The 17,812-nt window shown below is 72.1% G+C and carries 20 protein-coding genes; 10 read left to right on the top strand and 10 right to left on the bottom strand.

What is annotated here, in order from left to right; translation table 11 throughout:
• The first annotated feature begins 6 nt into the window (after nucleotides 1-6).
• Genes deoC through ACFXKZ_RS32505 form a run of 3 tightly spaced genes read left to right on the top strand, consistent with a single transcriptional unit; the run spans nucleotide 7 to nucleotide 3,294 of the window.
• Nucleotides 7-981: a deoxyribose-phosphate aldolase gene (gene deoC / locus ACFXKZ_RS32515; RefSeq protein ID WP_380005181.1), complete on the top strand. Its 975-nt coding sequence runs from the start codon at nucleotides 7-9 to the stop codon at nucleotides 979-981.
• A gap of 5 nt (nucleotides 982-986) precedes the next feature.
• Nucleotides 987-2,423: an aldehyde dehydrogenase family protein gene (locus ACFXKZ_RS32510; RefSeq protein WP_380005179.1), complete on the top strand. Its 1,437-nt coding sequence runs from the start codon at nucleotides 987-989 to the stop codon at nucleotides 2,421-2,423.
• Nucleotides 2,416-3,294 carry an aldehyde dehydrogenase family protein gene (locus tag ACFXKZ_RS32505; protein ID WP_380005177.1) on the top strand — a complete coding sequence of 293 codons (879 nt, stop codon included), beginning with the start codon at nucleotides 2,416-2,418 and terminating at the stop codon, nucleotides 3,292-3,294. The genes ACFXKZ_RS32510 and ACFXKZ_RS32505 overlap by 8 nt, the downstream gene beginning before the upstream one ends.
• A gap of 162 nt (nucleotides 3,295-3,456) precedes the next feature.
• On the opposite strand, the gene ACFXKZ_RS32500 is transcribed toward ACFXKZ_RS32505, so the two are convergent.
• The 5 genes from ACFXKZ_RS32500 to ACFXKZ_RS32480 form a co-directional block, all read right to left on the bottom strand.
• On the bottom strand, nucleotides 3,457-3,615 hold the full coding sequence (locus ACFXKZ_RS32500; RefSeq protein ID WP_380005175.1) for a hypothetical protein: 159 nt from the start codon (nucleotides 3,613-3,615) through the stop codon (nucleotides 3,457-3,459).
• A 155-nt stretch (nucleotides 3,616-3,770) separates the two neighbouring features.
• Complete coding sequence (locus ACFXKZ_RS32495; protein ID WP_380005172.1) at nucleotides 3,771-4,793, bottom strand: endonuclease/exonuclease/phosphatase family protein; 1,023 nt, start codon at nucleotides 4,791-4,793, stop codon at nucleotides 3,771-3,773.
• On the bottom strand, nucleotides 4,790-5,482 hold the full coding sequence (locus ACFXKZ_RS32490; RefSeq protein ID WP_380005170.1) for a hypothetical protein: 693 nt from the start codon (nucleotides 5,480-5,482) through the stop codon (nucleotides 4,790-4,792). Before ACFXKZ_RS32490 ends, ACFXKZ_RS32495 begins: the two co-directional genes overlap by 4 nt.
• Nucleotides 5,483-5,588: 106 nt before the next feature.
• A complete protein-coding gene (locus ACFXKZ_RS32485) occupies nucleotides 5,589-5,918 on the bottom strand; it encodes a hypothetical protein (RefSeq protein ID WP_380005168.1) in 330 nt (109 codons plus the stop codon).
• Nucleotides 5,919-6,278: 360 nt separating this feature from the next.
• Nucleotides 6,279-6,902, bottom strand: coding sequence for a SigE family RNA polymerase sigma factor (locus ACFXKZ_RS32480; RefSeq protein ID WP_126637481.1), 624 nt, complete (start codon nucleotides 6,900-6,902; stop codon nucleotides 6,279-6,281).
• 166 nt (nucleotides 6,903-7,068) lie between these two features.
• Between ACFXKZ_RS32480 and ACFXKZ_RS32475 the strand changes: the two genes are divergently transcribed.
• The 5 genes from ACFXKZ_RS32475 (at nucleotide 7,069) to ACFXKZ_RS32455 (ending at nucleotide 11,555) form a co-directional block, all read left to right on the top strand.
• Nucleotides 7,069-7,746, top strand: a complete 678-nt coding sequence (locus tag ACFXKZ_RS32475; protein WP_174861367.1) for a response regulator transcription factor — start codon at nucleotides 7,069-7,071, stop codon at nucleotides 7,744-7,746.
• Nucleotides 7,747-7,802: 56 nt separating this feature from the next.
• Nucleotides 7,803-9,416, top strand: coding sequence for an ATP-binding protein (locus ACFXKZ_RS32470; RefSeq protein WP_380005581.1), 1,614 nt, complete (start codon nucleotides 7,803-7,805; stop codon nucleotides 9,414-9,416).
• A complete protein-coding gene (locus tag ACFXKZ_RS32465) occupies nucleotides 9,413-10,093 on the top strand; it encodes a hypothetical protein (protein ID WP_380005166.1) in 681 nt (226 codons plus the stop codon). Before ACFXKZ_RS32470 ends, ACFXKZ_RS32465 begins: the two co-directional genes overlap by 4 nt.
• A 99-nt stretch (nucleotides 10,094-10,192) precedes the next feature.
• Nucleotides 10,193-10,387, top strand: coding sequence for a PspC domain-containing protein (locus tag ACFXKZ_RS32460; protein ID WP_380005164.1), 195 nt, complete (start codon nucleotides 10,193-10,195; stop codon nucleotides 10,385-10,387).
• A gap of 133 nt (nucleotides 10,388-10,520) precedes the next feature.
• A complete protein-coding gene (locus tag ACFXKZ_RS32455) occupies nucleotides 10,521-11,555 on the top strand; it encodes a trypsin-like serine peptidase (protein ID WP_380005162.1) in 1,035 nt (344 codons plus the stop codon).
• A 186-nt stretch (nucleotides 11,556-11,741) separates the two neighbouring features.
• On the opposite strand, the gene ACFXKZ_RS32450 is transcribed toward ACFXKZ_RS32455, so the two are convergent.
• The 3 genes from ACFXKZ_RS32450 to ACFXKZ_RS32440 all read right to left on the bottom strand — a co-directional run bounded on the left by ACFXKZ_RS32450 (nucleotide 11,742) and on the right by ACFXKZ_RS32440 (nucleotide 14,584).
• On the bottom strand, nucleotides 11,742-12,155 hold the full coding sequence (locus ACFXKZ_RS32450) for a hypothetical protein (protein ID WP_380005160.1): 414 nt from the start codon (nucleotides 12,153-12,155) through the stop codon (nucleotides 11,742-11,744).
• Between the two features lie 186 nt (nucleotides 12,156-12,341).
• A complete protein-coding gene (locus tag ACFXKZ_RS32445; protein WP_380005157.1) occupies nucleotides 12,342-13,475 on the bottom strand; it encodes an adenosine deaminase in 1,134 nt (377 codons plus the stop codon).
• A gap of 161 nt (nucleotides 13,476-13,636) precedes the next feature.
• Complete coding sequence (locus tag ACFXKZ_RS32440) at nucleotides 13,637-14,584, bottom strand: LysR substrate-binding domain-containing protein (protein ID WP_380005155.1); 948 nt, start codon at nucleotides 14,582-14,584, stop codon at nucleotides 13,637-13,639.
• A gap of 63 nt (nucleotides 14,585-14,647) precedes the next feature.
• Here ACFXKZ_RS32440 and ACFXKZ_RS32435 point away from each other — a divergent pair, with 63 nt between their 5' ends.
• Nucleotides 14,648-15,949, top strand: coding sequence for an MFS transporter (locus ACFXKZ_RS32435; protein WP_380005153.1), 1,302 nt, complete (start codon nucleotides 14,648-14,650; stop codon nucleotides 15,947-15,949).
• Nucleotides 15,950-16,016: 67 nt separating this feature from the next.
• Here the strand turns inward: ACFXKZ_RS32435 and ACFXKZ_RS32430 are convergent, their stop codons facing one another.
• The gene (locus ACFXKZ_RS32430; protein ID WP_380005150.1) at nucleotides 16,017-16,415 is read right to left on the bottom strand and encodes a winged helix-turn-helix transcriptional regulator; all 399 of its coding nucleotides are present in this window, start codon (nucleotides 16,413-16,415) and stop codon (nucleotides 16,017-16,019) included.
• A 68-nt stretch (nucleotides 16,416-16,483) separates the two neighbouring features.
• Here ACFXKZ_RS32430 and ACFXKZ_RS32425 point away from each other — a divergent pair, with 68 nt between their 5' ends.
• Nucleotides 16,484-17,197 carry a nitroreductase family protein gene (locus ACFXKZ_RS32425; protein ID WP_380005148.1) on the top strand — a complete coding sequence of 238 codons (714 nt, stop codon included), beginning with the start codon at nucleotides 16,484-16,486 and terminating at the stop codon, nucleotides 17,195-17,197.
• 30 nt (nucleotides 17,198-17,227) lie between these two features.
• On the opposite strand, the gene ACFXKZ_RS32420 is transcribed toward ACFXKZ_RS32425, so the two are convergent.
• A complete protein-coding gene (locus ACFXKZ_RS32420; RefSeq protein ID WP_380005146.1) occupies nucleotides 17,228-17,563 on the bottom strand; it encodes a hypothetical protein in 336 nt (111 codons plus the stop codon).
• Between the last annotated feature and the right edge of the window lie 249 nt (nucleotides 17,564-17,812).

Raw genomic sequence — 17,812 nt, 5'->3', positions numbered from 1 at the left:
GTGAGCATGCCGTCTGCAATTCTCGCCGACCCGGCCGAGGTCACCTCGTCCGAAGCGGCCCTTCGACGCTTCCTGCACGGGCTTCCCGGCGTCGACAGGGTCGGAACCGAAGCGCGGGCAGCGATGCTCGCCACCCGCTCGATCAAGACGGATGCGAAGGTCGCCGCGATCGACCTCGCCATCCGGATGATCGACCTGACCACATTGGAAGGTGCCGACACCCCGGGCAAGGTCCGGTCCCTGTGCGCCAAGGCGCTGCATCCGGACCCGGGCGCCCCCGACGCCCCCCGACCCGCCGCGATCTGCGTCTACGGCGACCTGGTCGCCGAGGCCAAGGCCGCGCTCGGTGATTCCGGCGTACACGTCGCCGCGGTCGCCACCGCGTTCCCGTCCGGGCGCGCCTCGCTCGACGTCAAGCTCGCCGACGTGGCCTACGCGGTCGCCGCCGGCGCGGACGAGATCGACATGGTCATCGACCGCGGCGCGTTCCTGGCCGGCCGCTACCGCGACGTCTTCGACGAGATCGTCGCGGTCAAGGCCGCCTGCGCGCGCGGCGAGGCCGCGGGCGGCGGCAGTGCCCACCTCAAGGTGATTCTGGAGACCGGTGAACTGTCGACGTACGACAACGTTCGCCGCGCGTCGTGGCTGGCGATGCTCGCGGGCGCCGATTTCATCAAGACGTCCACGGGCAAGGTCGCGGTCAACGCGACACTGCCGGTGACACTGGTGATGCTCCAGGCGGTCCGCGACTTCCGCGAGGCGACCGGTCGCCAGGTGGGCGTCAAGCCCGCCGGCGGGATCCGCACCACCAAGGACGCGATGAAGTATCTCGTCCTGGTCAACGAGACGGTCGGCTCCGACTGGCTGGACCCCGACTGGTTCCGGCTCGGCGCCTCCAGCCTGCTCAACGACCTCCTGATGCAGCGCCAGAAGCTGGCCACGGGCCGCTACTCCGGCCCCGACTACGTGACGGTGGACTGACAGCCATGGGCAACCCATTCGAGTACGCGCCCGCGCCCGAGTCGCGCGCGATCGTCGACATCGCCCCGGCGTACGGGCTGTTCATCGACGGCACCTTCGCCGAGGCGGCGGACGGCGGCCGGCTCAAGACGGTGAACCCGGCGACCGAGGAGGTGCTGGCCGAGATCGCGGTCGGCGGCGAGGCGGACGTGGACCGTGCGGTCAAGGCCGCGCGCAAGGCGTTCAAGTCGTGGTCGGCGCTGCCCGGCGCGCAGCGCGCCAAGTACCTCTTCCGGATCGCCCGGCTGATCCAGGAGCACGCCCGCGAGCTGGCCGTGCTGGAGTCGATCGACAACGGCAAGCCGATCCGCGAGTCGCGCGACGTGGACATCCCGCTGGTCGCGGCGCACTTCTTCCACTACGCGGGCTGGGCGGACAAGCTCGCGCACGCGGGCCTGGGGCCCGACCCGAAGCCGATCGGCGTGGCCGGTCAGGTCATCCCGTGGAACTTCCCGCTGCTGATGCTGGCCTGGAAGGTGGCGCCGGCCCTCGCGGGCGGCAACACCGTGGTGCTCAAGCCGGCCGAGACCACCCCGCTGACCGCGCTGCGCTTCGCCGAGATCTGCGTCGAGGCCGGGCTGCCGAACGGTGTGGTGAACATCGTCACCGGCGCCGGGGAGACCGGGCGCGCGCTGATGGCCCACCCCGACGTGGACAAGGTCGCGTTCACCGGCTCGACCGCCGTGGGCAAGGAGATCGCCCGCACCATCGCGGGCACCCGCAAGCGGGTCACCCTGGAGCTGGGCGGCAAGGCCGCGAACATCGTCTACGACGACGCGGCGATCGACTCCGCCGTCGACGGCATCATCGAGGGCATCTTCTTCAACGGCGGCCAGGTCTGCTGTGCCGGCTCCCGACTGCTTGTGCAGGAGTCGGTGGCCGACGAGCTGCTCGCGAGCCTGACCCGGCGGATCAAGACGCTGCGCGTGGGCGACCCGCTGGACAAGAACACCGACGTCGGCGCGATCAACTCGGCCGCGCAGCTCTCCCGGATCCAGGAACTGGTCGCGGCGGGCGAGGCCGAGGGCGCCGAGCGCTGGTCCCTGGCCGGCGAGCTGCCGGGCAAGGGCTTCTGGTTCCCGCCGACGGTGTTCACCGGCGTCACCCAGGCGCACCGGATCGCCCGGGACGAGATCTTCGGCCCGGTGCTGACCGTACAGACCTTCCGCACCCCCGCCGAGGCCGTGGAGAAGGCCAACAACACCGCGTACGGCCTGTCGGCCGGGGTGTGGACGGAGAAGGGCGCCAAGGCCCTGTGGACCGCGCAGCGGCTGCGGGCGGGCGTCGTGTGGACCAACACGTTCAACAAGTTCGACCCGGCCTCGCCGTTCGGCGGGTACAAGGAGTCGGGCTTCGGCCGCGAGGGTGGCCGCCACGGGCTGGAGGCCTACCTCGATGTCTGAGCGCCTTGAGGTGTTGAAGACCTACAAGCTGTACGTCGGGGGCAAGTTCCCCCGGTCCGAGAGCGGGCGGGTGTACGCGGTGACCGACAGCAAGGGCCGGACCCTGGCCAACGCCCCGCGCGGCAGCCGCAAGGACGCCCGCGACGCGGTGGTCGCCGCGCGCAAGGCGTTCCCGGGCTGGTCGGGCGCCACCGCGTACAACCGGGGCCAGATCCTGTACCGGATCGCGGAAATGCTGGAGGGTCGGCGCGAGCAGTTCGCGACCGAGGTCGGCGCCGCCGAGGGCGTCAACCGGACGAAGGCGCTCGCGGCCGTGGACGCGGCCGTGGACCGCTGGGTCTGGTACGCCGGGTGGACCGACAAGCTCGCCCAGGTCGCGGGCGGCGCCAACCCGGTCGCCGGGCCGTTCGCGAACTGGTCGACGCCCGAGCCCACCGGCGTGGTCGCGGTGATCGCCTCGCAGCGCTCCTCACTGCTCGCCCTGACGAGCGCGGTCGCGCCGGTGATCGCCACCGGCAACACCGCCGTCGTGCTCGCGGCCGGCGCCTCGGCGCTGCCCGCGCTGTCCTTCGCCGAGGTCCTGGCGGTCTCCGACCTGCCGGGCGGGGTGGTCAACATCCTCACCGGGCACCCGGCGGAGATCGCCCCGACGCTCGCGTCCCACCAGGACGTCAACGCGATCGACCTGACCGGCGTCGCGCCGGACGCGGGCGTCGCGTCGGCGCGCGACCTGGAGATCGCGGCGGCGGACAACCTCAAGCGGGTGTTGCGCCCCGGCGCCAAGGAGCCGGACTGGACGACGGACCCGGGCACCGCGCGCATGCTGGCGTTCACCGAAATCCGCACGGTCTGGCACCCGACCGGCCACTGACCCCAGCCCGCCGACGCGGCCCCACGGATTCCGCGTCGGCGGGCTCGCGGGGCGGTGGGTTGCGCACCGGCGGATCGCGGGGCCCACGGGTTCCGCGCCGCCGGGATCGCGGGCGGGCGGGTTTCGCGCCGCCGGGCGCGAGTGCGGATCGGCGATCGGGACTCAGGCGGCGAGCACACTGTCGGCGCGGGTGCCGCTGCCGCCACCGGTCGCGGGGTCGGCCGAATCGGCCGGACGCCGGGCGAACGACCCGGACAACTTCCACGTGGCAAGCACGCGGGCGATCACGACGACGGCGAAGAGGGCGAGCAGAGCGGACATGTGATCAATCCTCGAAGGTGCGTTGGGCACGTCGAGCACGGTGCCCTCGACACCCGACGCTAGGCCCCCGAAGTCGCCCGCCGGGCCCTCTTGACGTGGCATCGACGCAGGTGGGGGCGTTTCTGACGGGATCTTGACGAACACCCCGGCGCGGCTCAGCGCAGCGCCAACACGGCGATCACCGCGGCGTGATCGGTGCGTGGCACCCGGTGCTCGGACACCGACACCACGTCGATCCCGCCCGCCACCAGCACGTGGTCGATCCCGAACAGCGGCGGCAGCCCGTGGAAGTGGGCCATCGGCCAGGTGCGGGTCAACCCCCGCCCGCGCTCCTCGTGCGCGTCCCGCAGCCCGGTGTCGGTCAGCGCGCGGAACGAGGCGTTGTCGAGCGTCGCGTTGAAGTCGCCCAGGAAGATCGTCGGCAGTGTGCGGTGCTCCGCCTCGCGGCGCAGCGCGTCCATGTCGTGCGCCCACTTCCCGGCCTGCCCGCGCATCGGCGGGATGGTGTGCACACCCTGGAGGCGGATCCGGTGTCCGTCGATCTCCACGGTCGCGCCGGGCATCGGCATCGTGGTTCGCTCCGGCAACAGCCGCGCGTCGGTCAGCGGCCGGCGTGCGTAGATCGCCAGCCCGCTCGCGCCCGGCTCGCCGCGCCCGGCGCTGTACGGCAGTTCCCGGGTCAACCCGGCCCGGTCCAGGCCCGCCGCCAACTCGGGGGTCAACTCCTGTACGGCCAGTACGTCCACCCGCTCTCGTACCACCAGTGCGGTGATCCGCGCCGCGTCGGCGGTGCCGAAGTAGGCGTTGGCGGTCATCACCCGCACCCGGGTACCACCCGGAGCGGGTGCGCCGGCCGGGGTCAGGCGCGGCAACATCCACAGGGTGTGGACGACCACCAGGCCCAGCGCGACGAGCAGGGTGATCCGCATCCGCAACACGGCCGCCCCGAGCAGCACGACCGCCGAGGCCGCCGCCGCGTAGGGGGCGAACACCGTCACGATCGCGACCGGCCACATCGCGTCGAAGACGAGCAGCCGGGCACCGGTCACCAGCACGGCACCGGCGAAGAGCAGGCCGATCACGCACCGTCCGAGGGCGCGCAACCGGCGGCGCAGCCGCCACAGTCGAGGCGGCGCCGGAACACCCTCCGCCGGTTCCTCCTCGACCTCGGCGGTCACGCTTCGGTCCGCCCGGGAGCCTGCGCGGGCGGCGGGGTCGTCGGTCGCGGCGGCACCACGCCCACCCCGCCGGTCGAGTCGGCGTCGACGGCGGTCGTGGCGGCGGTGTGCGCCCCGGTCGCCGGATACTGCCCGGTCGGCGCCGGGTGGGTCACGACCGGCGCTCCCGCGGCGGTCGTGTCACGTGCGTACGAGGGCCACTCCTGCGGCGGCAGCGAGCGGCCGCGGGTGACCGTCGGCGGGCTCGGCGCGCCGAGCACCACGATCAGGAAGTAGGCGCACAACGCGAACAACACCAGCACGCCCACGTTCAGCGCGCTCTGTTCCACCCGCGCTCCGGCCGGGATGTGGGCGAAGCCGCCGCCGTCGTAGGCGAGCGCGCCCAGGGCCGCGGTGAGCCCCACGATGCCCTGCACGGCGAGCACCCCGAGCGCCGTCCGGGTGATCACCCGGGCCCGCGGCGTGGGCCGCCCGGCATGGGTCACCAGGAGCACCGCGGCGGCGAGCAGCACCGGGGTGAGGACGTCGAGCAGCGTCGACTGGCCGCCGTAGGCGCGCGCCCGAAAGCCGTCCACGCCCGATCCGACGCCGAACAGGACGCGCAGCGCGTCGACCGCCAACCGCAGTGCCAGAAAACCGACCAGCGCCCATGCCGCCGGCTCCCGCAGACGATCCGTTTCCTGCCGCATCCGAATGCCTCCCCGTGGCCACGTTCGCGGCTCAGGGTAGACGGGCCTCGGCGCTGCGGCGGGAGAGCTCCCCCGTGCACGGCGCCCGGCGTCCGACTCGGACGGCTCAGAGCTTGTCGAGGGCCTGCTGCACGGTCATGCCCCGGGCCAGGTCGCCGGTGACCATGTCGGTGCCGACCGGCGTGTCGCCGACGTCGGTGCCGACGCTGTTGGACAGCGGGTTCAGACCGCCGCCGTTCATCGGATTGAGTTGCGCGCGCTGCACGACGCCGAGCACCGCCTCGGTCGCGGCGGCGGCACCGGTGCCGGCCGCGGCCACGTCGGGGCGGGACATCGCCTCGGGCGCGAGGGGCGAGGCCGTGGCGCTCCCGGCGAGGCCGAACGCGGCGGCGGCGCCGAGAGAGGTCGCGGCGATCGTGCGGAGAACGGAGGACATGGGGTGGCCCTTCCCGGTCGACTGGGGGCTTGACCACGCAACGTAGCCACTCGACTACGCCGAACGCAATTCGGCGCCCCGCGCACCGATGTCCCGAATCCGCATCGAACCCGACGGAAATTCGACGGAACCGTCACAGCCCCATCCGCCGTCCCTGCCGATGAGACCGACACGACCGGGGAGCGAACGGGATCGACGAGGTCGCCGGCCATGTGGACGACGACACGGACAACCGCACGGACGCGGAACAACTGCACAGTGGAAGAGCGGCGCGGGACCGGTAAACCGCGGGCGAGCGAACGACCGCACCCGGTCGGGCGCGAAGAGCGGGAAGAGCGGGAAGAGCGAAGCGCGGTGCGCTCAGGCGACCAGCTCGGCGAAGGCCTCGTCCGCGCCGAAGCTCAGCGCGTCGTCCTCGCGCAGCCGGCGCAACGCGCGCCAGATGCTCGACTTGACCGTGCCGACGCTGCACCCCAGCACCTCGGCCACCTCGGGGTCGGTCCGACCCTCGTAGTAGCGCAGCACCAGCATCGTGCGCTGCGGCTCGGGCAGCTTGGCCAGCGCCCGCCACAACACGGCGCGCAGCTCGGTGTCGCCCATCGAGTCGGAACCGTCCGGACGCTCCGGCAGCTCCTCCGAGGGGTACTCGTTGATCCGGCGGCGCCGCCAGGCGGATATGTGCAGGTTGGTCATCGTCCGCCGCAGGTAGCCGCCGAGCGCGGCCTTGTCCTGGATCCGACCCCACGCCTGGTACGTGCTCATCAGCGCGCTCTGCAACAGGTCCTCGGCCTCGTTGCGGTCACCGGTGAGGTGGTACGCGGTGGCGAACAGCGCCGACCGGCGCTCCCTGACGTACGCCGTGAATTCGTCGTCGACACTCTCCGTGCACGCGGCGCTACGCGCGTTCCCGGGCAGCGGGGCGAGGGCGACGACGGTACGACGGTTGTCCTTGCGGATGACCTGCGACTGCGTCCTGGTCTGCATGACTTCTCCCCCGGCTCGGCGCTCGTTCACGATGTACAGCCTGCTGGGCGGGCTTCATCGTCAGGTCGGCGAGCTGTCACAGGTATGCAACAGCGACCTCGGGCGGCGAACCGGAAGGGGGCTCCCCGTGTTCTTCCCAGCCGTGACGTCAGACACAATGGCCTGCGTGCCCTACCTGCTGCTTATCGAGGATGACGAGTCCGTACGCACCGGACTCGAACTCGCCCTGGGGCGCCAGGGCCATCGCGTGGTCACCGCGGCCACCGGTGAGGCCGGTCTGGAGCGGTGGCGCGAGCAGCGTCCCGACCTGATCGTGCTCGACGTGATGCTCCCGGGCATCGACGGGTTCGAGGTGTGCCGGCGGATCCGCCGCACCGATTCGCTGCCGATCATCCTGTTGACCGCGCGCAACGACGACATCGACGTGGTGGTCGGCCTGGAGTCCGGCGCCGACGACTACGTGGTCAAGCCGGTGCAGCCGCGGGTGCTGGACGCCCGCATCCGCGCGGTGCTGCGCCGCGGCGAACGTGAGGTGTCCGACGCGTCGGTGTTCGGCGACCTGGTGGTCGATCGCAACGCGATGACGGTGACCAAGGCCGGCGAGGAGCTTCAGCTCACCCCGACCGAGCTGCGCCTGCTGGTCGAGCTGAGTCGGCGCCCGGGCCAGGCACTGTCCCGCCAGCAACTGCTTCGCCTGGTGTGGGAGCACGACTACCTCGGTGACTCGCGCCTGGTCGACGCGTGCGTGCAGCGGCTGCGCGCCAAGGTGGAGCAGACCCCGTCCGCGCCGACGCTCATCCGCACTGTCCGGGGCGTCGGCTACCGCCTCGATCCGCCCCAGTGACGGCCCGTCCGCCCCTCGTCCGCAGGTTCGTCCGACGGGTCGCCCCGACCCTGAAGCTGCGTTCGTTGCGATTTCGGGTGCTCGTCGCGTTCGCACTGGTCGCGCTGATCGCGGCGGTGGCCGCCTCCGGCATCGCCTACTGGCTGACCCGCAACGCCGTGCTGGAGCGCGCGCAGGACTCCGTACTGACCGAGTTCCGGGACAACCTCGGCCGGGTCTCGGCCGGACTGCGGGAGAACCCGGACCAGGCCGACCTGGGGCCCGCCGTGGACCAGATGCGGGAGAGCAGCTTCGGCTACTCGGTGGTCCTGGTCGGCGCCGACGGTCGCCCGGTCGCCTCCAACCCCTCCCGCTTCCCGCTGGAGCGGGTGCCCGCCAAGCTCCAGCGCATCGTGCAGACCGCCGACAACAACGGCGGCTTCCACATGTACTTCCAACGGATCGACATCGACGGCCAGCCGTACCTGGTCGGCGGCACCCGAGTGGTGCCCAACGGCCCCACCGGCTACATGTTCAAGTCGCTCAAGGACGAACAGGCCGACCTCAACTCGCTGGCCCGCTACCTGATCGTCGGTACCCTGCTCGCGCTCGGCGCGGCGGCGGTGGTCGCGCTGTTCGCCGCCCGGCACATCCTGCGTCCGGTGCGCCGACTCGGCTTCGCCGCACGGGAGTTGGGCGCGGGGCGCCTGGACACCCGGCTCGACGTGCGCGGCTCGGACGAACTCGCCGACCTGTCCCGGACGTTCAACGACGCCGCGGAGAAGCTGGAGCGCAGCGTCGCCGAACTGCGCGCCCTGGAGTCCTCCTCGCGCCGCTTCGTCGCCGACGTGTCCCACGAACTGCGCACTCCGCTCGCGGCGATGACCGCGGTCAGCGAACTGCTCGAAGAGGAGGCGGACAGCCTCGGCGAGCAGGGCGCGCCGGCCGCGCGCCTGGTGGTCGCCGAGATCGAACGCCTCGCCACGCTGGTCGAGGACCTGATGGAGGTCTCCCGCTTCGACGCGGGCACCGCCGCCCTGGTGGCCGACGAGGTGGACATCACCGACCTGGTCACCGCGTGCCTGGACGCGCGGGCCTGGATGGACGCGGTGGACCTGCGGGCCCCGCGCGGCATCCTGGCCCGGGTGGACCCGCGCCGGCTGGACGTGATGGTCTCCAACCTGGTCGGCAACGCGCTGCGACACGGCGGCTCCCCGGTGACCGTGGAGATCCACCGCGAGCCGCGCCTCGCGCTGCCCGGCCTGATCGACTCGCCGATCGAGCAGGATCTGGTGATCGACGTCTCCGACACCGGCCCCGGCATCCCCGAGGATGTACTGCCGCACGTGTTCGACCGCTTCTACAAGGCGGACAGCTCGCGGGCCCGCTCCGAGGGCAGCGGTCTGGGCCTGTCCATCGTGATGGAGAACGCGCGCATCCACGGCGGGACCGCGTTCGCGTCGAACATGCCCGGCGGTGGGGCGAAGTTCACACTGCGCCTGCCGCTGGTGCCGCCGCAGCTCGAAGAGATAATCGACCCGGACGAGGGTGTCGAGGACGACGGGGTGCATGCCGACCTCGAAGCCGAGGACGCCGAACACAGCGGTCGTACCGCTCGGGCCGATCGGGCCGACGCGGATCTCGGTGATGTCTCGTCCGGTGGCAGGGACGAGCGAGGAGGCATGCGTTGAGACCCAGGCGGCGGCTTCCGATCGCGATCCTCGCGACCACCGGCGTGCTCGCCGCGCTCACCTCCTGCGGGATCCGACCGACCGAGGGCCCGGTCGGCGCCGGGAAGCCGGCCAACCGGACCGCGCCGTCCGTACAGAGCCAGCTGCCGGGCTCGGAGCGGCACATCGTGTATCTGGTGAAGGACAACCGGCTCCAGGCCCTGCCCAGGGCCGGCCGGCTCCAGCTGCGACCGAGCGAGGCGGTCCCGGACCGGCCGCGCACCGATCAGCTCAACCAGCTCCTGGAGGAGCTGCACCTGGGCCCGAACGACGCCGAGGCGCTGGACGGGTACACCACCGCGCTGCCGGCCGGCGGCCTGGTCGCGGCGGATCGGCGCGAGGGCGATCCGCCGACCCTGTTCCGACTGGACGCGCCGCTGGCCGCGCTGGCCACCATCGCGCTGGGCCAGGTGGTCTGCACGCTGCAGAGCGCGTCCGGGGGCAACACGGTGCTGCTCGCGGGCCGACGCACCGCGCCCGAGCAGTACCGGTGCGAGAGCTATCTCGACATCAGCCGCAAGAGCACCGCGACCCCGACCACCGGCAGCAAACCCACCGGCCCGCCGTCGGCGTTCGAGAAGGACTGGCCGCAGGCATCCCGCCCCTCCGGGAAGACCCTTACTCCCCAGGGCGGATGACCGGCAGGGTCCTGCGGCGGATGTGCCCGGGCCGGGACCGGCCTACCTTCGAAGGACGACGACGTTCCCTACGACGCCGTCGGATCGAGGAGGACCGTCATGAGCACCATCACCGCTCCCAGGCTCAGCCGCCCGCGCCACGGCCGCCGGATCGCCGGCGTCTGCGCCGGCATCGCCCGCCGCTGGGGCTGGTCGCCCACCACCGTGCGGGTGGCATTCCTGCTCTCCTGCCTGCTGCCGGGGCCGCAGTTCCTGCTCTACATCGCGCTGTGGATCCTGCTGCCCGAGGACTGAGCCCCCCGGGACGCCGCCCGCCCCGGTCGTGCCGGCGCCTATCATCCGATCAACGGATGGTCGGGCAGGTCGATCGGGCGGTCCGATGGGACCGAGAGGCTCCGGGCCGGGCGCTCGGTCGGGGGGCGGGGACATGCAACCGGGTACAACACACAACAAGAACCTCATCGTCACCGTGTCGGTGTTCGCCGGCGTGCTGGTCACGCTGGTGGGCCTGGTGCTGAGCGGCACCCTGGCGGTCAAGGCCGGGCGCACGCAGGCGATGAACTCCAGGCAGTACAGCGACGGCGACGTCGAGGACACGCGGGGCTTCTGGGACCAGGACCGGCAGGACGAGGCCAAGCCGCGCGGCGCGGAGATCACCCCCGGCCGGCCCGCACCGCAACTGCCCGACCAGGACCAGCAGCGCCCCGCCGCGGACTACCGGCAACCGCCGACCATCGAGGCACGCCGGGTGGCCTCGCCGTACACCCGGCCCGAGGTGGCGATACGCGGCAAGATCTTCTTCCGGATGCCCGAGGGCGTCGCCGAGTGCAGCGGCACCGTGGTGCACCACCCGAGCGGCAACATGGTGTGGACGGCGGCGCACTGCCTGCACGGTGGGCGCAACGGGGACTTCTACGACCGGGTCACCTTCGTCCCCGGGTACAACGGTGCGGGCCGCACCCAGGCCGAGCGCGAACCGTACGGGCGGTGGCCGGCGCGGCGCACCACGGTGAGCAACCACTGGGCGCAGAACGCCGATCCGAACGGCAAGGACGCGAGCGCGTCGCCGTACGACTACGGCGCCTTCATCGTCGACTCGCGCGGGGGCAAGACCCTGGAGGAGGCGGTGGGGCCCGGGGCGGACGTGTACTGGAACGCCCCCCGGCATCTTCGCGTGCAGTCGTTCGGCTACCCGGGTGACACCCCCTACGACGGCACCGCGCTCTACACGTGCTCGTCGCCCACCACGGACTTCCGCGAGGACGGCTGGCCGCAGCCGGACATGTTGTGGATGGGCTGCACGATGACCGGCGGATCCTCCGGCGGTGGCTGGTTCACCGAGGTGGACGGGCAGTTGCGGCTGGTCAGCAATGTCTCGCTCGGGGTGACCACCCCCGGGTCGCGCACCATGACCGGGCCCTATCTGGGCGACGTGGCGAAGGACATGTACGACTCGCTGTAGCGTCGGCGCGGCGCGGTCGGGCCGCGCTCGGCACCCTTCGATGCCCTCGATGTTCTCGGGTATGACGAAGCCGTGTCCTCGCGCAGGATCGATACGCGATGGACACGGCTCGTGCGACGGCGGGATCGAACGGGTTCCCCGGCGACGACCCGGCTCGGCGGCGAAGGCGGAACCCGGTGCGACGACCTACAGCGGCAGGCTCGACAGCGGCGACGTGCCGCCCGCGCCGGTGAGCTTGTCGGTGGGCAGGGCGTTGAGCGGCGAGCCCAGGCCACCCTTTGCCGGGCCGCTCTGCGCCGCCGTGTTGCCCATGTTCTGCTCCATGTCGCGGGCCATGCCCTGCGCCACGCCGGTCGCCAGGCCGTCGAGGGGGGCGTGGCCCGGGGTGAGCGCCTGGCCGACGGGGAGCTTGTCGGTGACCTGGGTCAGCGGGAACGGCGCGGCGGCGTCCGGCAGGGCCGCCTGCGCGGTGGAGGCGGCCGGAGCCAGCTCGTCGACCAGGTCGGTCACGGGCATGGCGCTCGCGGAACCCGCCGCGCCCGCGGCGATTGCCGCGCCGAGCCCGGCCGTGATGGCCGCCTTACGCGTTACCGATCGCATGTGCATCCTCGGTTTCTCGATTCGGGCGGGGCGGGATACACCCCGTAACGAAGTGAGTCCGCAAGGTAGCGAACCGGATGTGGAATGCGCAAAACGCCCTCTTCGCGGCGCGCCGGGTCGTTCGGCCCGAGGCGGCGGGGGTGGGGCGCGCCCGCGAGGCGGGTCGGGCGGGCGCGCCCGGAGGGGTCAGCTCCGGCCGAAAAGCCATTCCGACCTGAGCGCGGCGTAGCCCGGCTTGATCACCTCGTTGATCATGGCGAGGCGTTCGTCGAAGGGCAGGAACGCGCTCTTCATCGCATTGACGGTGAACCATTGCAGGTCGTCCAGGCCGTAGCCGAACGCCTCGACCAAGTGCTCGAACTCCCGGGTCATCGACGTGCCGCTCATCAAACGGTTGTCGGTGTTGATCGTGACGCGAAAATACAACCGGCGCAGTAGGCCGATCGGGTGTTCCGCGTACGAGGAGGCGGCGCCGGTCTGCAGGTTCGAGGTCGGGCACATCTCCAGCGGGATGCGCTTGTCGCGCACGTACGCGGCGAGTCGGCCCAACTCGACACCGCCGTCGTCCTTGACCGTGATGTCGTCGATGATCCGCACGCCGTGGCCGAGTCGGTCCGCGCCGCACCACTGGAGCGCCTGCCAGATCGACGGCAGGCCGAACGCCTCGCCGGCATGGATGGTGAAATGGTTGTTCTCGCGCTTGAGGTATTCGAACGCGTCCAGATGGCGCGTGGGCGGGAAGCCCGCCTCGGCCCCGGCGATGTCGAAGCCGACCACGCCCAGGTCGCGGTGCCGGTTGGCGAGTTCGGCGATCTCCAGCGAGCGGGCCGCGTGCCGCATCGCGGTGAGCAGCGAGCCGACCTTGATCCGGTTGCCGGCCGCCGCCGCGCGGCGCTCGCCCTCGCGGAAACCCTCGTCGACCGCCTCGACGACCTGGTCCAGGGTCAGGCCCGCTTCCAGGTGCTGCTCGGGGGCGTAGCGGATCTCGGCGTAGACCACGCCGTCGGCGGCCAGGTCCTCGGCGCACTCGGCGGCGACCCGGAACAGGCCCTCGCGGGTCTGCATCACCGCGACGGTGTGGTCGAAGGTCTCCAGGTAGCGCTCCAACGAGCCGGAGTCGGCCGCCTCGCGGAACCAGGTGCCGAGCGCGTCGGGGTCGGTGGTGGGCAGGCGGTCGTAGCCGACGGCCGCCGCGAGTTCGATGATCGTGGCGGGACGCAGCCCGCCGTCCAGGTGGTCGTGGAGCAGGACTTTGGGGGCACGCCGGATCTGTTCGACCGTGGGCGAGACAGCGGGCGTGTTCGGGTGGCTGCTGGACATGAAAGGACTTTACTGCCTACGCGCGTAGATCATGTGTCGACCACGTGAAGATTCGGCCATGTGCGCGCGAGCGATGCCCGATCGGCGCCCGCGACCACGATCCATCCCCACAAACGGCCTGCGCAGGGGCTTCGCACGCGGCGTGAACTCCCGCCCCGGACTCAGCCGTTGGCCGGATCCGGATGCAGCAGCCGACCCCGGCGGCCGAGTACGAATTCGCGGAACAGCCGTACCGGCGCGGTCTCCGGACGACTCGGCATCCAGGCAAGCCCGATGGTGCGGAAGGCGCGCGGCGCGGTGACGGTCAGATCCACCGTGCCCGGGCGCGGGGTGTCGGGCGCCGGCAGCAGGGCGACGCCGAGTCCCGCCGCGACCAGACCGCGCAGGGTGTCCGTCTCCTCGCCCTCGAACGCGACCTTGGGGACGAAGCCCGCCTCGGCGAACAGCGCGTCGGTGATCCGGCGCAGGCCGTAGCCCGGTTCCATGCAGACGAACACGTCCTCGGCCGCCTCGGCCAACCGCACCCGCCGCCGACCGGCGAGCCGATGGTCGGCCGGCACCACCAGGTAGAGCCGCTGATCGTCCAGCGCGCGCACGGCCAGGTCGGGCGCGTCGGGCAGCGGCGCGGTCAGGCACAGGTCCAATTCGCCCGCCCGCATCCGCTCCAGCATCACCGACGCCGACGCCTGGACCAGCTGGAAGCGGATGCCGGGGTGGTCCACCCGGAACGCGCGCAGCAGTTCGGGCACCGCCTCCGGCCCCATCGTGTGCAGGAACCCGAAGGCGACCTTGCCGCGTGCCTCGCCCGCGTCCTCGATCACCTCGTCGAGGCCGCGTTCGAGCAGGGCAAGTGCCTGCTCCACGTATCCCAGCAGGGTGTGGCCCTGCCGGGTGAGCGCCACGCCGCGCCCGGTCCGGGCCAGCAGCGGCACACCCACGTCGGCCTCCAGTCGGGCCATCGTGCGGCTGAGGGTGGGCTGCGGGATGCCCAGCCCGGCCGCAGCGCGGGTGATGTGCTCCTCCCGCGCGACCGCGGCGAACTGGGTCAGCAGCGGCGCGATGGCCGCGGCGACCTCGGAAACCTCTGCCGACCTGCTGTCATACGTCACAGCATGGATTCTCGCCGAAACATGCATTGGACGCATGAAACGGCGCGGTCTAGTTTCGTGGACATGCCTGCCTCGAACACCGCTTCGGACCCCGCCCCAACCCCCGCCCCGACCTCCGAACCCACCCGGCACGCGCGCGGCTCGCGCGGGTATCGCCGGGTCAACCTGGCGCTGTTCGCCGCAGGCTTCTCCACCTTCGCGATGTTGTACGCGACGCAGACGCTGCTGCCGGAGCTGTCGGCCCGCTTCGACCTGGACCCGGCCACGGCGAGCCTGTCGGTCTCGGTGACCACCGGTGCGCTCGCGCTCGCGGTGATCCCGGTGAGCATGATCTCCGAGCGGTGGGGCCGCTCGCGGGTGATGACCGTCTCGGTGTTCGCCGCCGCGCTGCTCGGCGTACTGGCCGCGTTCGCCCCGGACTTCGGCACCCTGGTCGTGCTGCGCGCGGTGCAGGGCGTGGCGCTTGCGGGGCTGCCCGCGACCGCGATGGCGTACCTCGCCGAGGAGGTCGACCGGCCCTCGCTCGGCGCGGCCATGGGGTTGTACGTGGCGGGCAACAGCATCGGCGGCATGGGCGGCCGGCTGGTCACCGGCCTGGCCTCGGATCTGGGCGGTTGGCGGGTCGCGCTGGTGGCGGTGGGCCTGTTGGCGCTCGGCTCGGCGATCGCCTTCCGGGTGCTGCTGCCTGCGTCGCGCAACTTCACGCCGTCGACGATGTCCGCGGCTCGGCTCACCGGCGTGTTGCGGTCGCACCTGGCGGATCCGGTGCTGCGCCGGTTGTACCTGCTCGGCATGATCTTCATGGCCGCCTTCGGCACGGTCTACAACTACCTCGGATACCGGCTCCTCGCCGAGCCGTTCGCGCTGCCGCAGACGGTGGTCGGTGCGATCTTCGTGATCTACCTGGCGGGCACGTTCAGTTCGGCCGCGTCGGGTCGGCTGGTCGGTCGGCTCGGGTACCGGGTCACGTTGTGGACGGCGGCGGCGATCACCGCGACGGGGGCGCTGCTGACCCTGCCGGACAACCTGGCCCTGGTCGTGGTCGGGCTCATCGTGCTCACGGCGGGCTTCTTCGCGGGCCACTCGGCGGCCAGTTCGGCGGTCGGGCTACGGGCGCGCGAGGGCCGCGCGCAGGCGTCCGCGCTCTACCTGGCGGCCTACTACCTCGGCGCGAGCGTGGGCGGGCCGGTCGGCGGGGTCGCCTTCCACGGGCAGGGCTGGACCGGCGCGGTACTGCTCGTGCTGGTGCTGATGGCCGCCGCGGGCGTGGTGGCGACGGGGCTGAGCGGCCGGCCGGCGAAGACCCCGAGCCCGGCCCCGGCCCGGGTGCGCCGGCCCCACGCCCACGCGCGCTCGACGGCCTGAGTCGACGGGCGGTGACCCGGTGATCCCCCGGCGACCCGGTGAAGCGGTGAAGCGGTGAAGCGGTGATTCAGTAGCCCTGGGTCGCCTTGCGCTCGGCGACCGCGACCCTGGCCCGCTCGATCTCGTTGATGTGCGTTTCGGTCCACTCGCGCAGCGCACGGATCGGCTCGCCCAGGCTGCGGCCGAGGTCGGTCAACGTGTAGTCCACCCGGGGCGGGATGGTCGGGGTCACCGTGCGCAGGACGAAACCGTCCGTCTCCAGGCTGCGCAGGGTCTGGGTGAGCATCTTCTGCGACACCCCCTCGATCCGGCGGCTCAACTCCGTGTAGCGCATGGGTCCGTCGCGCAGGACGTCCACGATCAGCACCGTCCACTTGCCGGCGATGTGGTCCAGGACCTGACGTGTGGCGCACTTGGCGCTGTAGACGTCGGCGGGAAGGCCGACCGATTCGACGATGGTCACCATGACCGGAGAGTAGCGCACCAATTAGTGCCTGCTTCCCGTTGGAGAGTGACGCACCCAAAATCATGTCCATGAGCACCTACACCATCAACGACCGGGTCGACGGCAACGACAACGCCGTGCACACCCCCGCGCCGAGCCCCGCGACCTCGGTCGCCGAGGCCATCCGCGCCCGCCGCACCATCCGGCACTACCGCCCCGAGCCGGTCCCGGCCGACCTGCTCGACACCCTGCTCGAACTGGCCGTCGAGGCGCCGACGAGTTGGAACCTCCAGGACCGCTCGATCGTGGTGGTGTCCGACGACGTCGACGCGCGTGCGGGTCTGATCGCGGCCACCGGCGGCCAACCGCAGGCGCACGAGGCCCCGGTTCTGCTCGTGTTCGTCGCCGAGCCGCAGGCCTGGCGCGAGGACCGCGCCGACGTCTACGAGCAGGCGCACCGCAACGGCGCGTGGAACGACGAGTTCGTGACGATGTTCGCGGCCGAGTCCGAGAGGTTCCAGCAGGGTCTGGCCGCGCGCGGGATGTTGCGCGAGTACGCGGTCAAGGACGCGATGATCGCCGCCACCTACGTACTGCTCGCCGCGACCGAACTGGGCCTGGCCACCTCGCCGATGAACGGCTGGGACGAGGACGCGGTCAAGCGGGCGATCGGCGTCGGCGACCGCGACGACCTGGCCGTCGCGCTGGTCGTCGCGGTCGGCTACCCGACCGAGGAGCGGCGCCACCCGGGGCGGCGCCCGATCGAGCGCAACGTCTTTCGGGGCCGCTACGGCACCCGGTGACCGGATGCCGTAGCGGCCCCGCTCACCGGGTCAGCGGTCGCGGCGCCGCCGGACCAGCCGGCCGGTGCCGAACAGCACGAGCAGACCACCGACCGCGAGCAGGGCCGCGCCCGCGATCGGAGCGGACCACGAGCCGCCGAGATCCGGGCCGCCGCCGACACCGGTGTCCGGCGTGAGGGTGTGCATGAGGGCGCTCGCGGCGTCCGAGCCGAACGCGTAGGCCAGGCCCGCGACGAGTACCGGCAGCAGCAGGACGCCGCCCACGAAGCTCGTCAGCGCGGGGATCGACTGCCCGGCCATCGCCCACCGCAAGACCTGCCGCGGACGGTGCGTGCCGGGTGCGGAAAAGCGGAACGGGGTGCTCATGACGACCTCTCGGGAATGGGTTCTGCCGACATACCCACCATCCGCCGGCGGACCCCTTGCGCACATCCGTCCCGAGGGCCAGACCAAACCCGTACGCAAGTACTACCCGATCCCGGGCGGGTCCGGGTCGGGGTGGACATGCGTGGGGCGGGGGCCCCCGGCGGGGGCCCCCCCCCCCCCCAGTCCCCCCCCCCCGTGGGCCGGGGGGGGGAGAAAAGGGACTTATAACATTCCCACCGGCGGTGGCCA

It is taken from the genome of Embleya sp. NPDC059237, from assembly GCF_042754105.1.
In the GTDB taxonomy this organism is placed as follows: domain Bacteria; phylum Actinomycetota; class Actinomycetes; order Streptomycetales; family Streptomycetaceae; genus Embleya.
The sequence above is the reverse complement of the archived record's forward strand: the minus strand, read 5'-3'. Positions and strand labels throughout refer to the sequence as shown.

Excerpts from the sequence above, each read along its gene's own strand:
- deoC (WP_380005181.1), top strand. The coding sequence starts at position 7 with ATGCCGTCTGCAATTCTCGCCGACCCGGCCGAGGTCACCTCGTCCGAA.
- ACFXKZ_RS32510 (WP_380005179.1), top strand. The coding sequence starts at position 987 with ATGGGCAACCCATTCGAGTACGCGCCCGCGCCCGAGTCGCGCGCGATC.
- ACFXKZ_RS32505 (WP_380005177.1), top strand. The coding sequence starts at position 2,416 with ATGTCTGAGCGCCTTGAGGTGTTGAAGACCTACAAGCTGTACGTCGGG.
- ACFXKZ_RS32500 (WP_380005175.1), bottom strand. The coding sequence starts at position 3,615 with ATGTCCGCTCTGCTCGCCCTCTTCGCCGTCGTCGTGATCGCCCGCGTG.
- ACFXKZ_RS32490 (WP_380005170.1), bottom strand. The coding sequence starts at position 5,482 with ATGCGGCAGGAAACGGATCGTCTGCGGGAGCCGGCGGCATGGGCGCTG.
- ACFXKZ_RS32485 (WP_380005168.1), bottom strand. The coding sequence starts at position 5,918 with ATGTCCTCCGTTCTCCGCACGATCGCCGCGACCTCTCTCGGCGCCGCC.
- ACFXKZ_RS32480 (WP_126637481.1), bottom strand. The coding sequence starts at position 6,902 with ATGCAGACCAGGACGCAGTCGCAGGTCATCCGCAAGGACAACCGTCGT.
- ACFXKZ_RS32460 (WP_380005164.1), top strand. The coding sequence starts at position 10,193 with ATGAGCACCATCACCGCTCCCAGGCTCAGCCGCCCGCGCCACGGCCGC.
- ACFXKZ_RS32455 (WP_380005162.1), top strand. The coding sequence starts at position 10,521 with ATGCAACCGGGTACAACACACAACAAGAACCTCATCGTCACCGTGTCG.
- ACFXKZ_RS32450 (WP_380005160.1), bottom strand. The coding sequence starts at position 12,155 with ATGCGATCGGTAACGCGTAAGGCGGCCATCACGGCCGGGCTCGGCGCG.
- ACFXKZ_RS32445 (WP_380005157.1), bottom strand. The coding sequence starts at position 13,475 with ATGTCCAGCAGCCACCCGAACACGCCCGCTGTCTCGCCCACGGTCGAA.
- ACFXKZ_RS32435 (WP_380005153.1), top strand. The coding sequence starts at position 14,648 with ATGCCTGCCTCGAACACCGCTTCGGACCCCGCCCCAACCCCCGCCCCG.
- ACFXKZ_RS32430 (WP_380005150.1), bottom strand. The coding sequence starts at position 16,415 with ATGGTGACCATCGTCGAATCGGTCGGCCTTCCCGCCGACGTCTACAGC.
- ACFXKZ_RS32425 (WP_380005148.1), top strand. The coding sequence starts at position 16,484 with ATGAGCACCTACACCATCAACGACCGGGTCGACGGCAACGACAACGCC.
- ACFXKZ_RS32420 (WP_380005146.1), bottom strand. The coding sequence starts at position 17,563 with ATGAGCACCCCGTTCCGCTTTTCCGCACCCGGCACGCACCGTCCGCGG.